Here is a 15,812-nt window from a genome sequence, read left to right as displayed (position 1 = left end):
GGTATCGACTCCAGAATGGATCTTTGCTGGATGGAGAGCGCTCGATGGTGAAGCGCTCGAGGGAGCGGGCTCAGCCCGCGTAGTCGAGGAGGTCCGGGTTCTCCTCGTAGACCTCGGCCAGGAGGCTGAGGTCGAACAGGTCGGCGGCCTCGAGCTCGATGCCGGCGCCGGCGAGGCTCTCGATCGTGAGGGCCTGCAGCTCCTCCGAGATCGTGAACAGGCCGTTGGCCTCGGTCTCCTCGGAGACGACCAGCTCGTTCTGCGCGAGCGAGCCCGCGAGCGTCTTCTCGGGGTCGAGGTCGAGGTCGGCACCGTAGACCTCGAGGGCGAGGTCCGCGCCGCCCTGCGGGTCGGCGAGCGCGTCGGTCCAGCCGCGGAGCTCGGCGACGAGGAAGGCCTTCAGCATCTCGCGGTTGCTCGCGATCTGCTCGTCGGTGACGGTGAAGGTCTCGGCGACGAACGGCAGGCCGTTCTGGGCGAAGGGGAGGTTGGTGGTCTCCAGGCCCATCATCTCGACCGTGATCGCCTCGTTGGTGATGTACGAGACGAAGCCGTCGACCTCGCCGTTCACGAGCGGCGCCGGGTCGTACTGGACCGGGACGACGGTGAGCTCGGACGGGTCGATGTCGTTCGCGGCGAGCAGCGCGTTGAACAGCGAGGTATTGGAGTCCTGGACGCCGATCCGCTTACCGATCAGGTCCTCGGGGGTGGCGATGTCGCCGCCGTCCGCGAGGGAGAGGATCGTGAAGGGGTTGGCCTGGAACGTCGCACCGATGATCTTCAGCGGGGCGCCCTCGCTCGCGACGGCGGAGCCGATGGAGACCGAGTCGCTGAGGGCGATGTCGGCGGTTCCGCCGAGAAGCTCGGCGACGCCGGTCGAGGGGCCGGGGACGAGGTTCACCGAGCTGAAGCCGGCCTCCTCGAAGTACCCGTTGGTGTCGGCGAAGTACTCACCGGCGAACTCCTCGTTGAGGATCCAGCTGAGCTGCAGCGTCAGGTCGCCGAAGCCTTCGGCGGCGGCATCCGTGGAGTCCGCAGCGGGCTCGGCGGCGGTCCCGGACCCGCCGGCGCAGGCGGTGAGGGCGAGAGCGCTGACGGCGATGCCGGCGAGCGCGGCGGCGACGCGCGAGACACGGCGCGAGGAAAGGGATGTCATGGGAACTCCAGTCAGAGGGGGTGTGCTCGGGTGACGCACCCGCCCTGGGCCTCGACGGGGTGCGTGAGAGCGACGCTAGGCGATGTAGATTTCACCAACACTGGCCGGAGTGTTTCGGCGGGATTACGTCTTCCGAGCCGCCCGGACGAACTTCACAGACGGATGCCGCCGCCATCCCACCGCGCGACGACGGCGTCGACCGCATCGGCGCAGACGGCCGCGGGCGCGTCCGTCTGCCGTCTGCCGTCCGGGACGACCGCGTCGGGGTGGATCGGTCCGCGCGTCTCGCGGAGCGGTTCGCCGGATCCGCCGGAGCGCACGAGGACGATCTCCGCGAGGATCGACAGCGCCGTCTCCTCCGGGGTGCGACCCCCGAGGGCGAGACCGATCGGGGAGCGCAGGCGCGCGAGCGCGGCATCCGTCACGCCGGCGGCGCGAAGCCGGGCCACGCGGTCGTCGTGGGTGCGGCGGCTGCCCATCGCGCCCACGTAAGCCGCGGGTGAGGCGAGGGCCGCGGCGACCGCCTCGATGTCGAAGCGGTCGTCGTGGGTCAGGACGCAGACCGCCGTCCGCACATCGATCGGCGTCTCGGCGAGGTACCGACCCGGCTGGTCGTGGACGACGGTGGCGCCCGGGAACCGATCGGGGCGCGCAAAGACCTCCCGCGGGTCGCACACGGTCACCTCGAATCCGGCTGCCGCACCGAGCCGCGCCAGGGCGACGGAGAACTCCACCGCACCGACCACGATGAGCCGCGGCGCGTGCGGGAAGGGCACCGCGAGCACCTCGGTGGCCCCGCTCTCCTCGACGGAGTCACCCGGAACATCCGCGTACCGAAGGGTGACGGGAGCAGCGGCCGACGCGGCGCGGCGGAGGTCCGCCAACGCCGCCGCGAGCATGCGCGAATCACCCACGGCGCGGTCACGGCTGTCATCATCCGTGACCGCGAGCAGCGCGCCACCGCCGGACGCGGCATCCGTCACGATCCCGAGGGCTACCGCCTCGCGACGCTCGACGGCGTCGATCACCGCGCGAAGCGCGTCGGCGGCGCGCGAGCCGGGGAGGACGGGCACCACCAGCACGTCGATCACACCGCCGCACGTGAGCGCCGCGGCGAACGCGCGCTCGTCCGAGATGCCGTAGCGCGAGCGGGTGCTCTCGCCAGATGAGAGCGCCTGGAGGCACAGCTCGTAGACAGCGCCGTCGACGCAGCCCGCCGAGACGTTGCCGAACACCTGACCGGCCGCGTCGACGAGCATCGCCGTGCCGATCTCTCGCGGCGCACTGGCGTAGGCGTCCACGAGCACCGCGAGCGCGAACGGCTCCCCCCGGTCCAGCCGGCTGCTGGCGGGCTCGAGGACGTCGCGCATCAGCGGGGGTGGCCGAACCGGGCCGCCTGCGGAGGAAGGTCGGCGTGCAGGCGCGCGCTCGCCTCGGCGGCGAGGGGGTTGGTGCTGACCCCGTCCTCGCTCACGAGCACTCCGCCGACGTACACCTTCTTGAGGTTACGCAGGCTCATCGACAGGACGTAGGAGCGGACGGGATGCCAGAGCGGTCCGACATCCGGCATCCGCGGGTCGACGACGACGAAGTCGGCGAACTTCCCGACCTCGAGGCTGCCGACCCGGTCGTCGACGCCGAGGATCTCGGCGCTGCCGAGGGTGTGCAGGCGCAGCACCGTCTCGGGCGTCATCGACAGCGGCTCCTTCGTGCGGGCGCGCTGCAGGAAGACGCCCGCGCGCATGTTGCCCCACGGGTCGGAGATGTCGGTGCACGCCTGATCGTCGAGGCCCATGCCGACGCGGATGCCGAGCTCGAGCATCTCGGGAACGAGCGCCACCCCGGACGCGAGGCGCCCGTTCGAGGCCGGCTGCCACGACATCGACGCGCCACCCGCGGCGGTGGCCTCGATGATCTCGGGGGTGGTCTGGATGAAGTGGCCGAACATCATGTCCGGCCCGAGCGCCCCGGCATCCCGGTAGAGGGCGAACTTCGCCTGCTGCAACGGCACCGCCTCGGGCGACTCGAGGAAGTGGGCCTGATTGGTCACGCCGAACCGGCGCATCGCCTCGACCTCGAACTCTGCCGCCTCAGGCCGCGGCGACCACTGCACCTGCCCCATGATCGACGCGCCGAGCGCGAGGGAGGGATCCATCGACCGGGTGTGGGCGACCTCCGCGGCGAAGCGGTCGAAGATCTCGTCGTCGGTGCCGGCGGTGACGTCCATGCCGATGGCGTCGACGAAGCGGAGGCCCGCGTCGCGGCATCCGTCGGCTTGGCGCGTGTGGTACTCGAGATCGCGGAGCGGCGCGTTGCCGACGCGCTTGCCGTCGACCATCGACTCCCACGCCTGCAGCGGGTCGGTGAAGTTGTATGCGGTGGTCACGCCGTTGCCGAGGAAGTCGAGGGCGCCGTGCAGCGTCGACCAGTAGATGTCGTCGGCCGACATGTGCGAGGTGAACCCGAGCATCGAGTCGCACCACCCGTAGAGGGTCTCGCTGACGCCGAGTCCGCGAAGTCCCGACGTGAACAGGTGGGAGTGGCTCGAGACGAAACCGGGGGCCACGAACGCGCCGGCGACGTCGAGGGTCTCGTCCGCCGTCGTGCCCGCGGGCGGGGAACCCGCGCCGAGGGCGGCGATGCGGCCGTCCTCGACCAGCATCCACCCTTCGTCGATGTGGCCGAGGTCGGGGGCGCCGTCGGCGACGGTGAGGAGGCGGGCGCGGGTGACGAGAAGGGACGACATGAGGAACTCCGGATCGTGCGGGGGCGTTCACGCTACCCGCGGTGTGTTTCCAGCCTGCTACGGCTGCGCGTGGGCGGGGTCGTGGGCGAGGTGGAGGACCGCTTCGGCGAGGGCACGGATGCCGCGGGCGACGTCGCCCCCGGACACGGTCTCGTCGGGGTGGTGGCTGATGCCGTCGGGGTTCCGCAAGAACAGCATCCCGACCCCGGTCACCGCGCCGATCGCCATCGCGTCATGACCGGCGCGGGAGAAGAGCGTCGCGGGTTCGGCGGTCGTGTCCTCGCGGGTGTCGCCCGCGCGAGTCGCGAGAATGCCCTCGCGCACGACGTCCTGCAGGAGCGGACGGCAGAACACCGCGGGCGCCCGGTGGATCTCCCGCGCGCGCCAGCGGAGACCGCGTCGTCCCATCGACGCGTCGAGGTCGCGCGCGAGGGCGTCCCACACGCGGTCACGGGCATCGTCGAACTCGCCGCGCAGGTCGAGACTCATGTGCACCTCGCCGGGGACGATGTTGACCGCGCCGGGGAAGGTCTCGAGCTGACCGACGGTGCCGATGATGTGATGCTCCGCGCGGCATATGCGCTCGACGGCGAGGGCCGCCTCGCTCGCACCGAGGAGCGCGTCGCGGCGCCGGTCGTACGGCGTGCCGCCCGCGTGGCGGGCCTCCCCCTCGACGACGAGCTGGAAACGGCGGGCGCTGGCGATCGACGAGACGACGGCGAGCGACTCGCCGCGCTCATCGAGCTCGGGTCCCTGCTCGATATGCGCCTCGAGGTATCCGACGAGCTCATCCGGACGCCGGGCGGCCTCGCCGACGCGGCCGGGGTCGAGACCGAACTCGAGGAAGGCCTCCCGGAGCGTCGTGCCGTCGGCATCCGTCAGCGTCCACCACGACTCGTCCCACGTGCCCGCGACGGCGGAGGAGCCGAGCAGCGCCTTGCCGAACCGGGTGCCCTCCTCATCGGAGAACGCCATCACCTCGAGCGCGAACGGGAGGTCGACCCGGCGCGCATCCGCGTCCGGTGAGCGGAGCAGCCGGACGACCTCGAGCGCCATCAGCACCCCGACGATGCCGTCGAACCGCCCGGCGTCCGGCACCGTGTCCAGGTGCGACCCGAGCATCAGCGCGGGCGTCTCGGCGCCGCGCGCGCCGTCGATGCGGCCGTACTGGTTGCCCGCGGCATCCTGTCGCGCGGTCATGCCGACCTCGCGCATCCACTCGGCGGCGAGCCGGTTCACTCGCGCGTGCTCGGGCGAGAGGTACACCCGCTCGATCGCGCCGGGCGTGGCCGTGACGCGCGCGAGCTCCTCGCAGCGGGCCATCACCCGACGGGCGGCCGCCGCGATGCGGTCGCGATCGACGGCGAGGAGGGGTGTCGTCACGTCACGCGCCCCGATAGATGTCTGCGGCGGCATCCACTCCGCCGCCGGCGGTGAACGCGGTGTGGCCGAAGCGGCGGAGCACTGCTTCGAGGGCGGCGAGGGTGACCATCACGGCGTCTTCGCGGGCGTTGTAGCCCATCGTCCCGATGCGCCACACCTTGCCGTGCAGCGGACCGAACGACGTGCCGATCTCGATGCCGAAGTCCTCGAGCATCGCCGCGCGGGCGGCGTCACCGGGGACGCCCTCGGGGATGTACACCGCGACGATGTTCGTCATCTTGTGGGAGAGGTCGCCGAAGGTGGTGAGCCCGAGCGCGCGGACCCCGGCGAGCATCGCCTCGCCCGCGCGGACGTGGCGGGCGATGACGGCCTCGCGCCCCTCGACCAGGACGAGACGGGCGCACTCGCGGGCGGCGTAGAGCATCGACGCCGCCTCGGTGTGGTGGTTTAGGCGACGCGGGCCCCAGTAGTCGAGGATCATGCCGAGGTCGAAGTAGTTCGACCGGACGAAGTCCGCCGCCTGCGGATCACCCTCTTCGCGGATGCCGGCCTCGACGCGCTTCCGGGCCGTCACGACCTCGACCGCGCGCGGGCTGAGGGTGAGGGGCGCTGCGCCTGAGGGTCCGCCCAGGCACTTCTGGAGACCTGCGGTGGCGGCATCCAGCCCCCAGGCGTCCGCCTCGAACGGGTTGCCGGCGAGCGAAGCGGTCGCGTCGGAGTAGAACAGGGCGCCGTAGCGACGGCAGACCTCGCCGATCTCGTCGAGCGGCTGGAGCATCGTGGTGGAGGTGTCGCCCTGCACCATCGCGACCAGCGTCGGGCGCACGCGCGCGATCGCCTCCTCGACGACGGAGACGGGGAACACCTGTCCCCACTCGGCGTGGATCGTGTGCACCTCGGCCATCGCGCGCTCCGCGATCTCGGCGAGGAGGTGCCCGAAGCGGCCGAACACCGGAACGAGCACGCGGTCGCCGGGTCGGATCAGCGAGACCATCGCCGCCTCGATCCCGGCGCGCGAGGTGCCGTCGACGATGACCGTCGCCTCGTTCTCGGTGCCCCAGACCTGCCGGTAGAGGACTTGCGTCTCGGTCATCGTCGCGGTCATGAACGGGTCGTACTGCCCCGTGAGCGGCGCCGACAGCGCGCGCAGCACGCTCGGGTACGCGTCGATCGGCCCCGGCCCCATGAGGAGGCGCCGGGGCGGAGCGATCTCTCCGGGAAGGTCGGCGGGGGAAGCAGTGGCGAGGGCGGCGTCGGTCACGGGGACTCCTGCGGGGATCGGGGTGCCGCCGTCGCGCCGAGAGGCGCGAGACGGCGGGCGAGACGGACGAGGGCGATGTCGGTGTTCTCCCGCGAGACGACCGAGACCCCGACGGGGGCCACGCCCGTCGCCGACGGGACCCGCAGGAGCGGCGCCGACAGCGCGGGGAGCCCGCCGACCGCGGCGGGGGTGGTGAGGCGGAGGGTCGCCGCGCGCACCGCGTCGAGGTGGGCGGAATCGTGGGTGCGCAGCGGCGCCGGGCCCGGCACGGTCGGCAGGAGAAGGGTCGTCTCGGCGACGGCATCCGCCAGGCGTGCGCGCAGGTCCGCGACGCGTCGGCGCGCGTACCGCTCGTCATCGGCGGTGAGGACGGATGCCGCGCGGAAGCGCTCCGCGACCGCCGCGCCGACCGCCCCCGGGTGCTCGCGCAGCCACTCGCCGTTGTTCCGCCATGCCTCGGCGCCCTGCACCGTCCGGAACGGGACGAGGTACTCGTCGAGATCGCCGATCGAGACCTCGACCACCTCGGCACCGGCATCCCGGACCCCCGCGACGAAGGCCTCGAACGCCGCGCGCGTGGCGTCCTCAACCGCCGCGAGGGCTTCGGTCGGCACCGCGAACCGCCACGGGAGGTCGACGCCCGAGGGACCGTAGACGCTCTCGGTCGAGTCGGACCCGTCGTAGCTCAGGCACCAGTCGGCCACGCGCTCGAGGGTCGCACCGTCGCGGGTGAGCCAGCCGACGGTGTCGAAGCTCTGCGCGAGGGGAAGGAGTCCCTGCCGGGGCACGAGTCCGTGGGTGGTGCGCAGCCCCCAGAGCCCCTGGTACGACGCGGGCACGCGGATCGAGCCCGCGGTGTCGGTGGCGAGACCGATGTCGGCCTGGCCGGTCGCCACGGCGGTCGCCGGTCCGCTCGACGAGCCACCCGGCAGCGTGCCGGGAACCGCGCCGTTCGGGGGCGTGCCGTAGTGGACGTTGTCGCCCGCGATCGAATAGGCGAACTCATCGGTGCGCGCGATGCCGCGCAGCGACGCGCCCGCCCGCAGGAGGTCGCTCACCGCCGGCGCCGTCGTCGTCTCGGGGCGCGCGCTGTCGAGGAAGACCGGGTTCCCCGCGCCGATGCGGTAGCCCTTGATCGCGAAGAGGTCCTTCACCGCGACCGTGAGGCCCTGGAGCGGCCCGTCCCACGCACCCTGGAAGAGCGGGTCGCCGACCGTCCGCCACACCGAGCGGTCGAGAGCTGCCGCGCGGGGCGTGACGTGGGCGGCGCCGATCTTCCACGCGCCGTCCTGCTTCTGCCAGAGCTGTGTCTGCAGTCCCGTCCCGCCGCCGGCGTACCGCGAGACGGAGACGAGGAGTGCGGCATCCGGCGCCAGCGGGCGGTACTCGATGCGCTCGATCACGCGCGTCGGCACTCCGCCGCGGGTGCCGCGGAAGGCCGAGATCGCATCGTGGCCGACGAGGAGACCTGCCGCATCGCCGCGGAGGGCGTCGGGGCCGTCGATGAACGCCGCATCGAGAGCGTCGAGGTCGTTCGCCATGATCGCGCGCTCGTACGCGTGGAATGCCTCCGCCAGGTCGGCGGGGATCTCGCGGGGAGTCTCGGCGCTCGAGCCGTCCGGCGGGATCTCAGCGTCCGTCACGGGGGACCCCCTCGAAGTCGGCCTCGCGGATGCGGGCGTGCACACCGCAGACGATGTCGACGACCTGCGAAATGTCGAAGTCCGTCGCGGCACTGAGGTACGCGTAGGCGAGGTGCTCCTCGACGCCCCAGCGCCCCTCGATGAGGTCGAGTGCCGAGCGGACGCACGCGCGCATCGCCTCGTTCAGGTCGGGATCCAGGCCCGTGGGCACGAGGTACTCGGGGGTGCGGACGAGCGGTCCCGTGACCTCGCCGAATTCGGCGAGCGCCTCCGCGCGGGGGATCACGTCGAAGCGGAGCGTCGCGCGCAGCGACGCCTCCAGCGCCGTCAGCGCGACCTCGCCGTCGCCCTGCGCGAAATGCGGATCGCCGACGTAGGCGAGGGCGCCGGCGACCTGCACCGGGAGATAGAGCGCCGTCCCCTCGACCAGCAGGTTGATGTCGATGTTGCCGCCGTGCGACCCGGGCGGGACCGAGTGCGGCCGCTCGTCACCCGAGACGGCCACCCCCATCGTCCCGAGGAAGGGCGCGAGCGGGAACGTGATGACCCGCTCGCCGCCGTCGACGATCGGGAGGAGGCCGACGAGCCCGCCGTCGCGCTCCTCCACGGGAGTGAAGACGCTGACGTGGAAATCCCCGCGGGGGAGCTGGCCGACGAGGGCGCCTTTGCCGTGCCGGTTGGAGATGACGCCGTACGGCACGCGCGGGGCGAGGGCCTCCACCGTGATCCGCAGGAGGTCGCCGGGCTCGGCGCCCTCGACGAAGATCGGTCCGGTCACGACGTGCGGGCCGTCGCGCTCGGGGTCGCGCGCGCACTCCGCGGCGATCGTCACGGCATCCTCCAGCACGGATGCCGCGTCCACCCCCTGTCCGGTGAAGTAGGTCATCGGGTCCTTGCCGTGGTCCTCGAGGATGCCCTCGTGGCTGACGGTGTCGACCGTGACCGTCGCGCCGTCAGCGATGCGGAGGACCGGGGCATCCGCCGCGCACGGGAGCCGCCCCCACAGGATCGTCTCGGGCGTCGCGCGCAGATAGTGCTCGCCGGGGATGGCGCCGGTCCCGGGCTGCAGGACGGGGAAAGGGGGAACGTTCATCGGTCTCCTCCGCCGGCGGGCAGTGCTGTCAGTGCCGTCGGCTCCGCCAGGATCTCACGTCCCGCCCGGGCGAGGACGCCCTCGCCGTCACGCCAGACCGGCACGCCGTGCACGAGGGTCTCGGCGACGACGCCGAAGAGGCGCTGCCCGTGCCACGGCGAGAGCTTGTTGCGGTACTCCAGGCGCTCGGCATCCACCGTCCATCCCGCGTCGGGGCGGAAGACGACGAGGTGCGCCGGGGCGCCGGGGCGGATCGCGCCGAGTCCGTCGACCCCGGCGATGCGCGCGGGCCCGGTGGTCATGAGCGGAAGGAGATCCTCGAGACGGATGCCGCGCCCCCGCGCCGCGGTCCACACCCCCGAAAGCCCCGTCTGCAGACCCGCGATGCCGCCCCACGCGAGGCCGAAATCGCCGCCGCCCTGCTCCTTGAGCGCGCGGGTGGAGGGCGAGTGGTCGCTCACGACGGCGTCGATCGTGCCGTCGAGGAGGCCCGCCCAGAGGAGGTCCTGGTTCGCGGCGTCGCGGATCGGCGGGCAGCACTTGAACGCTCCCGCCCCGTCGGGGACGTCCTCGGCGCGGAGGGTGAGGTAGTGCGGGCACGTCTCGACCGTCAGCCGCACGCCCTCTGCCTTCGCGGCGCGGACGGCGTCGAGCGCGGTGCCGTCCGAGACGTGCACGATGTGCGCGCGGGCACCGGTCCGGCGGGCGGCGTCGATGACCGCGATGATGGCGGCCTCCTCGCTCGCGGGCGGGCGGGAGGCGAGGAAGTCGGCGTAGTGCGGGCCGAGCGGGCCGTCTGCGTGCAGGTGCGCCGGGTCTTCGGCGTGGACGATCAGCAGCCCGTCGAACACGGCGAGCTCGGCCAGGGCGGCCTCCAGCTGCGCCGCGTCGAGGTGCCCGAATTCGTCGATGCCCGACGGTGAGAGGAAGCACTTGACCCCCACGACGCCGGCGTCGGCGAGCTCGACGAGCGTCCCGAGGTTCTCGGGCACCGCGCCGCCCCAGTACCCGACATCCACGGCGAGCTTGCCCTGTGCGGCGGCGCGCTTGTCGGCGAGCGCCTCCACGGTCGTGGTGACCGGGACGCTGTTCAGCGGCATGTCGAACAGCGTCGTCACGCCGCCCGCGGCGGCAGCGGCGGTGCCGGTGAGGAACCCTTCCCACTCCGTCCGGCCCGGTTCATCCAGGTGAACGTGCGAGTCGACGAGGCCCGGAATGAGCACGGCGTCGTCCGCGACGACGACGTCGGCATCCGCATCGAACGGACGGATGCCGATCACGACGCCGCCGTCGACATCGACCGTCGCGGGCGCGAACTCCCCGTCGAGGAAGACGCGGCGGGCGGCGATGGACATCTCGGGGTCCTGGGTCATGCCGCCCACGCTAGGCCGCGCGGATTTCCCGCGTGTTACCCACACCAACATTCTGTTCACTTGTCTCTTCTCGCGGGTTGCGCGCCCGCGCACCCGCGAGAAGAGACAAGTGAACGGAGAACGGGACCTGGCCGCGTAATGCGATCGAAACGCGGCGGGGCCTAACGTCGGGGCATGCTCCTGCACGACTTCAACGCGGCGGATGCCGAGACCGCGGCATCCGTCGTCTCGGTGTGGGCGGCGATCCCCCGCTGGGTGGACGACGTCGTCGCCGGGCGTCCATACGCGTCGGTCGATGTCCTCGCCGAGCGCGCGGCGGCCCTCGCCGCGACCTGGACCCGGGACGACCTCGACATCGCCCTCGCGCACCACCCCCGGATCGGGGAACGCGTCACCGGCGAGGGGGCGGAGGCGGCGGCATCCGCCCGAGAGCAGTCGACGATGCGCACCGCCGAGAGCGACGTCGCCGCCGCGATCGCCGCGGGCAACGCCGCCTACGAGCAGCGCTTCGGACGCGTCTTCCTCATCCGCGCCGCCGGCCGCTCCCCCGACGAGATGCGGGCCGAGCTCGAGCGCCGATTCGCGAACGACGATGACGCCGAAGTGCGCGAGGCGCTCGGCCAGCTCGCCGAGATCGCGATCCTGCGCCTGCGGGGCATGATCGAGCCATGAGCCACCTCACCACCCACGTCCTCGACGCCGCGACCGGTCGCCCCGCCACCGGCGTCGGCGTCACCCTGGCCCGCGTCGCCGACTCCGGCGGGGTCGCTCCGATCGCCGAGGGCGTGACGGATGCCGATGGACGCCTCGCCCTCGGACCCGACCGACTCGACGACGGCGTGCACACCCTGACCTTCGCCACCGGCGCCTACTTCGCCGCGCGCGAGGTCGAGACGTTCTACCCCGCGGCGATCGTCACCTTCACCGTCGCGGGCGACGGGCACCTGCACGTGCCGCTGCTCCTGAGCCCGTTCGCCTACTCCACCTACCGAGGGAGCTGACATGACCGATGTGACCGTGAGCCTCGGCGCCAACAAGTACGGCAAGGCCGAGAACCGGGTCGTGCGCATCTACCGGGACACCCCCCGCCACGAGATCGTCGACCTCAACGTCACGTCCCAGCTGCGCGGCCAGGCGTTCTCGGACTCGTTCCTCACCGGCGACAACTCCCTGATCGTGGCCACCGACACCCAGAAGAACACCGCGTTCGCGTTCGCGAAGGAGGTCGGCATCCCGTCGCCCGAGGAGTACCTCCTTGCCCTGGGGAACCACTTCGTCTCGGAGTTCGACTGGGTCGAGGGCGGGCTCTGGCAGGCCGAGCAGTACGAGTGGGAGCGCATCACCGCCGGCGGGCGCCCGCACGATCACTCCTTCGTCCGGCGCGGGCAAGCCACCCGTCTCGCCGCGGTGCAGAAGGCCGACGGCGCCACCCACGTCATCGGCGGCATCCGCGATCTGACGGTGCTGAAGTCCAGCGGCTCGGCCTTCACCGGCTTCCCGCGCGACAAGTACACGACCCTCGCCGAGACCGACGACCGCATCATGGCCACCTCCGTCACGGGACGCTGGCGCTTCCTCCCCGACGCGGTGGCGGCCGGCTTCGACTACAACGCCCTCTACACCGAGGTCGTCGACGTCATGCTCGAGGTCTTCGCGTCGGTGCATTCGCTCGCCCTGCAGCAGACCCTGTTCGCGATGGGCAAGGCGGTCATCGAGGCGCGCCCCGAGATCGCCGAGGTCCGCTTCGCGATGCCGAACAAGCACCACTTCGCGTACGACCTGTCCCCGTTCGGCCTCGACAACCCCAACGAGGTCTTCTACGCCGCCGACCGCCCGTACGGACTCATCGAGGGGACGATCGCCCGCGACGGCGCCGCGCCCGCCCCCGAGGCGTGGCTCGACATCCCGCAGTTCGTCTGAACGGCGGTCGGGCGCGGGGCCGGCGTGCCTGTCGGTACGCCGGTCGGCTCAGCGCACCGGCTGTTGCAGGTCGACCTCCCACGCCGCTCCCGGCGTGTCCATCGGCGTCGACAGGTACACCTCGCGGCACGTGCCGATGGCGGTAAGGCCGCGGTGCTCCACCTCCGTCACGAGCTCCTGCCACGCCTGCTGGATGCCGGAGAGGTCGGCACCCCGGTACCGCGTCGTCAGTGCCCGCGGCGCGGCGGCGACGGTCACCGCTTCCAGCCCGGCCGGGGTCGGGGTCTCTCCGATCTGCTCCGCCGCCGCGGCGATCATCCCGTCGCCCTCGACCGTGTAGGTCGCCACTCCCGGCCCGACGCGCGCGGCGCCCGCGGCGTCCAGCGCCGCGCCGACGCGCTGGAACATCGGTCCGATCTCGTCCTCGATCTCGGCCAGCTCCGTGACCCGGGCCGACAGCTGCACCAGGTGCAGCTCGGGCAGGGCGGTCTCGACGAATTCCGACATGGGGTTCTCCTTCTCGATACTCCGGAGCCTCGCCTCGACCGAGCGCAGCCGATCCCGGTCCGCGTCGATCTGCGCGTGCAGCGCGTCCCGACGCGTGCGCAGCAGCTGCGTCAGCGCCGCAGCATCCAGCCCGTCGTCCAGCAGCACGCCCACCTGCTCGAGCGTGAACCCGAGGTCCTTCAGGGCGACGAGCTGATTGGCGCGTTCGAGCTGGGCTGCGGCGTACCGCCGATAGCCGCTGTGCGGATCGACCCGTTCCGGGCGCAGCAGGCCGAGCTGGTCGTAATGACGCAGCATGCGCACCGATACGCCGGCCAGCCGGGCGAACTCTCCGATACTCAACATGGTGATCCCAGGAAAGAGCCTGACACCGTGTGAGGGTCAAGAACACCCTCGCGGGCGCCTCAGACGGTGAAGACCGCGTGCACGTCGCCGGTGGCGGCGCGGCCGCCGAGCGCGGCGATCTCCAGGAGCACCGCCGATCCGACGACCTCGCCGCCGAGGGAGCGGACGATCTGGTGGCCGGCCACGAGCGTCCCGCCGGTGGCGAGCACGTCGTCCACGAGCAGCACGCGCGCGTCCTCCGGCAGGTCGTCGTGCGCCTCGATCGTCGCGGTGGCGTACTCGAGGGCGTAGGAGACGGATGCCGCGGGCCGGGGCAGCTTCCCGGCTTTGCGGATCGGCACGAGACCGACCTCCGCGCGCGTCGCGATGGCGCCGGCGAGGAGGAATCCGCGCGCCTCGATCCCGGCGACCACGTCGAAGCGCCCGGCGAACGGGGCGATGAGCGCATCGATGACCTCGCCGAGGGCCGCGGCATCCGCGAGGAGCGGGGTGATGTCGCGGAAGACGATGCCCGGCTCGGGATAGTCGGGGATCGAGCGGATCAGCGATTCGGCGCGTGCGAGAGGGGCGGCATCCACTCGCCCACCGTAGCCCGAGGTGATCCTGGGGAACTCCTCAGCCCCGTGCCTCACGGGATGTAAGCGCTTGCAGTACTCTGGGCGAATGACTTTTCCCCAGTCCGCCGTCCTCACCGAGACCGCCGCCTCGCGCCCCGGCGCCGAGTGGTGGCGCACCGCTGTCATCTACCAGATCTACCCCCGCTCGTTCGCCGACAGCTCCGGCGACGGCATCGGCGACCTCCGCGGCGTCACCGCCCACCTCGCCGATCTCGAAGACCTCGGCATCGACGCGATCTGGCTGAGCCCGTTCCAGCGCTCACCGCAGAAGGATGCCGGCTACGACGTCTCCGACTACTGCGACGTCGACCCGATCTTCGGCACGCTCGACGACTTCGACGCGATGCTCGCCGAGGCGCACGCCCGCGACATCCGGATCATCGTCGACCTCGTCCCCAACCACTCCTCGGACCAGCACGAGTGGTTCCAGCAGGCCCTCGCCGCCGCTCCCGGCAGCCGCGAGCGCGCGCGCTACATGTTCCGCGACGGCCGCGGCGAGAACGGCGAGCTCCCCCCGAACAACTGGGACTCCGTCTTCGGCGGCCCCGCGTGGACGCGTGTCACCGAAGCCGACGGCTCACCCGGCCAGTGGTACCTGCACCTCTTCGACACCTCGCAGCCCGACTTCGACTGGACCAACGAGGAGGTCCGCGAAGAGTTCCGCCGCATCCTGCGGTTCTGGCTCGACCGCGGGGTCGACGGCTTCCGCGTCGACGTCGCGCACGGCCTCATCAAGGCCGACGGCCTCCCCGACTACACCCCGTCCCCCGAGGGCGGATCCATGGGCGGCGACGAGGCGAACGTGCCGTACTGGGGCCAGGACGGCGTGCACGAGGTCTACCGCGACTGGCACCTCCTCCTCGCCGAGTACGACGGCGACCGAGCGCTCTGCGCCGAGGCGTGGCTGCCCACCCCCGAGCGCACCGCCGAGTGGGTCCGTCCCGATGAGATGCACCAGGCGTTCAACTTCGCCTACCTCGAGACCGGCTGGGATGCCGCGGCCCTCCGCGCCGTCGTCGACCGCTCGATCGCGGCGTACTCCGCGGTCGGCGCCCCGAGCACGTGGGTGCTGTCGAACCACGACGTCGTCCGCCACGCCTCGCGTCTCGCGCTGAGCTCCGAGAACCCGCAGGGTCACGGCATCGGACCCGACTCCCCCGGTCAGCCGATCCCCGAGGTGGGCCTCGCCCGTGCGCGCGCGGCGACCACGGTGATGCTCGCCCTCCCCGGCTCTGCCTACCTCTATCAGGGCGAGGAGCTCGGCCTCCCCGAGGTCATCGACATCCCCGGCGACGCACGTCAGGACCCCACCTGGTTCCGCACGAACGGCGAGCGCTACGGCCGCGACGGCTGCCGCGTGCCCATCCCGTGGACCTCCGACGGCGCCGCGTACGGCTTCAGCCCGTCGGGTGAGAGCTGGCTCCCGCAGCCCGCCGAGTGGGCGACGCTCGCCCGCGACGTGCAGACGACGGATGCCGACTCCACCCTGTCGCTCTACCGGACGCTGATCGCGCAGCGCGCGGCCTACGGGCTCGGCGCCAACGACCTCGAGTGGATCGACGTCCCGGGCGGCGCGGACGTCCTCGCCTTCCGCACCGGTGACCTCACGGTCGTCGCCAACACTGGGAGCACCGCCGTCCCCCTCCCGGCGGGACGTGTGGTCGTGGCCTCCGGTCCGCTCGGCGACGGGACGCTCCCCGGCGACACGGCGGTGTGGCTGGCGCAGGACTGACCTGGGCCCCGGTCGGATCGGGGCGCAGGACGATCG

General features: G+C 72.2%; 14 protein-coding genes. 4 read left to right on the top strand and 10 right to left on the bottom strand.

Features of this window, described 5'->3' with window-relative positions; all coding sequences use genetic code 11:
• Positions 1-70: 70 nt before the first annotated feature.
• The 8 genes from LTL01_RS05650 to allB all read right to left on the bottom strand — a co-directional run bounded on the left by LTL01_RS05650 (position 71) and on the right by allB (position 10,655).
• Positions 71-1,156 (bottom strand): ABC transporter substrate-binding protein, encoded by a 1,086-nt coding sequence (locus LTL01_RS05650; RefSeq protein ID WP_236967757.1) that lies wholly within the window; start codon positions 1,154-1,156, stop codon positions 71-73.
• Between the two features lie 152 nt (positions 1,157-1,308).
• A complete protein-coding gene (locus LTL01_RS05645; protein WP_236967756.1) occupies positions 1,309-2,526 on the bottom strand; it encodes an XdhC family protein in 1,218 nt (405 codons plus the stop codon).
• A complete protein-coding gene (locus LTL01_RS05640) occupies positions 2,526-3,902 on the bottom strand; it encodes an amidohydrolase family protein (RefSeq protein WP_236967755.1) in 1,377 nt (458 codons plus the stop codon). The genes LTL01_RS05645 and LTL01_RS05640 overlap by 1 nt, the downstream gene beginning before the upstream one ends.
• A 57-nt stretch (positions 3,903-3,959) precedes the next feature.
• Complete coding sequence (locus tag LTL01_RS05635; RefSeq protein WP_236967754.1) at positions 3,960-5,285, bottom strand: Zn-dependent hydrolase; 1,326 nt, start codon at positions 5,283-5,285, stop codon at positions 3,960-3,962.
• A 1-nt stretch (position 5,286) separates the two neighbouring features.
• Positions 5,287-6,471, bottom strand: a complete 1,185-nt coding sequence (locus tag LTL01_RS05630; RefSeq protein ID WP_082334569.1) for a pyridoxal-phosphate-dependent aminotransferase family protein — start codon at positions 6,469-6,471, stop codon at positions 5,287-5,289.
• 71 nt (positions 6,472-6,542) lie between these two features.
• Positions 6,543-8,189, bottom strand: a complete 1,647-nt coding sequence (locus LTL01_RS05625) for an AtzH-like domain-containing protein (protein WP_236967753.1) — start codon at positions 8,187-8,189, stop codon at positions 6,543-6,545.
• Positions 8,176-9,282, bottom strand: a complete 1,107-nt coding sequence (locus LTL01_RS05620; RefSeq protein WP_236967752.1) for an acetamidase/formamidase family protein — start codon at positions 9,280-9,282, stop codon at positions 8,176-8,178. Before LTL01_RS05620 ends, LTL01_RS05625 begins: the two co-directional genes overlap by 14 nt.
• Positions 9,279-10,655 carry an allantoinase AllB gene (gene allB, locus LTL01_RS05615; protein WP_236967751.1) on the bottom strand — a complete coding sequence of 459 codons (1,377 nt, stop codon included), beginning with the start codon at positions 10,653-10,655 and terminating at the stop codon, positions 9,279-9,281. Before allB ends, LTL01_RS05620 begins: the two co-directional genes overlap by 4 nt.
• Positions 10,656-10,829: 174 nt before the next feature.
• Here allB and uraD point away from each other — a divergent pair, with 174 nt between their 5' ends.
• The 3 genes from uraD to pucL are packed head-to-tail and all read left to right on the top strand — an operon-like array spanning position 10,830 to position 12,575.
• On the top strand, positions 10,830-11,327 hold the full coding sequence (gene uraD / locus LTL01_RS05610) for a 2-oxo-4-hydroxy-4-carboxy-5-ureidoimidazoline decarboxylase (RefSeq protein ID WP_236967750.1): 498 nt from the start codon (positions 10,830-10,832) through the stop codon (positions 11,325-11,327).
• Positions 11,324-11,656: a hydroxyisourate hydrolase gene (gene uraH / locus LTL01_RS05605; RefSeq protein WP_236967749.1), complete on the top strand. Its 333-nt coding sequence runs from the start codon at positions 11,324-11,326 to the stop codon at positions 11,654-11,656. The genes uraD and uraH overlap by 4 nt, the downstream gene beginning before the upstream one ends.
• 1 nt (position 11,657) lies before the next feature.
• A complete protein-coding gene (gene pucL / locus LTL01_RS05600) occupies positions 11,658-12,575 on the top strand; it encodes a factor-independent urate hydroxylase (protein WP_236967748.1) in 918 nt (305 codons plus the stop codon).
• Between the two features lie 48 nt (positions 12,576-12,623).
• Here the strand turns inward: pucL and LTL01_RS05595 are convergent, their stop codons facing one another.
• Positions 12,624-13,427 carry a MerR family transcriptional regulator gene (locus LTL01_RS05595; RefSeq protein WP_053546626.1) on the bottom strand — a complete coding sequence of 268 codons (804 nt, stop codon included), beginning with the start codon at positions 13,425-13,427 and terminating at the stop codon, positions 12,624-12,626.
• A 59-nt stretch (positions 13,428-13,486) separates the two neighbouring features.
• Positions 13,487-14,005 (bottom strand): adenine phosphoribosyltransferase, encoded by a 519-nt coding sequence (locus LTL01_RS05590; protein ID WP_236967747.1) that lies wholly within the window; start codon positions 14,003-14,005, stop codon positions 13,487-13,489.
• A gap of 85 nt (positions 14,006-14,090) precedes the next feature.
• On the opposite strand from LTL01_RS05590, the gene LTL01_RS05585 reads away from it, so the two are divergent.
• Positions 14,091-15,776: a glycoside hydrolase family 13 protein gene (locus tag LTL01_RS05585; RefSeq protein ID WP_236967746.1), complete on the top strand. Its 1,686-nt coding sequence runs from the start codon at positions 14,091-14,093 to the stop codon at positions 15,774-15,776.
• The last annotated feature ends 36 nt before the right edge of the window (positions 15,777-15,812 follow it).

This window comes from Microbacterium aurantiacum (assembly GCF_021654035.1).
Lineage (GTDB): Bacteria > Actinomycetota > Actinomycetes > Actinomycetales > Microbacteriaceae > Microbacterium > Microbacterium aurantiacum.
Note: the sequence above shows the minus strand (reverse complement) of the source record. Positions and strands in the feature narration are given on the sequence as shown.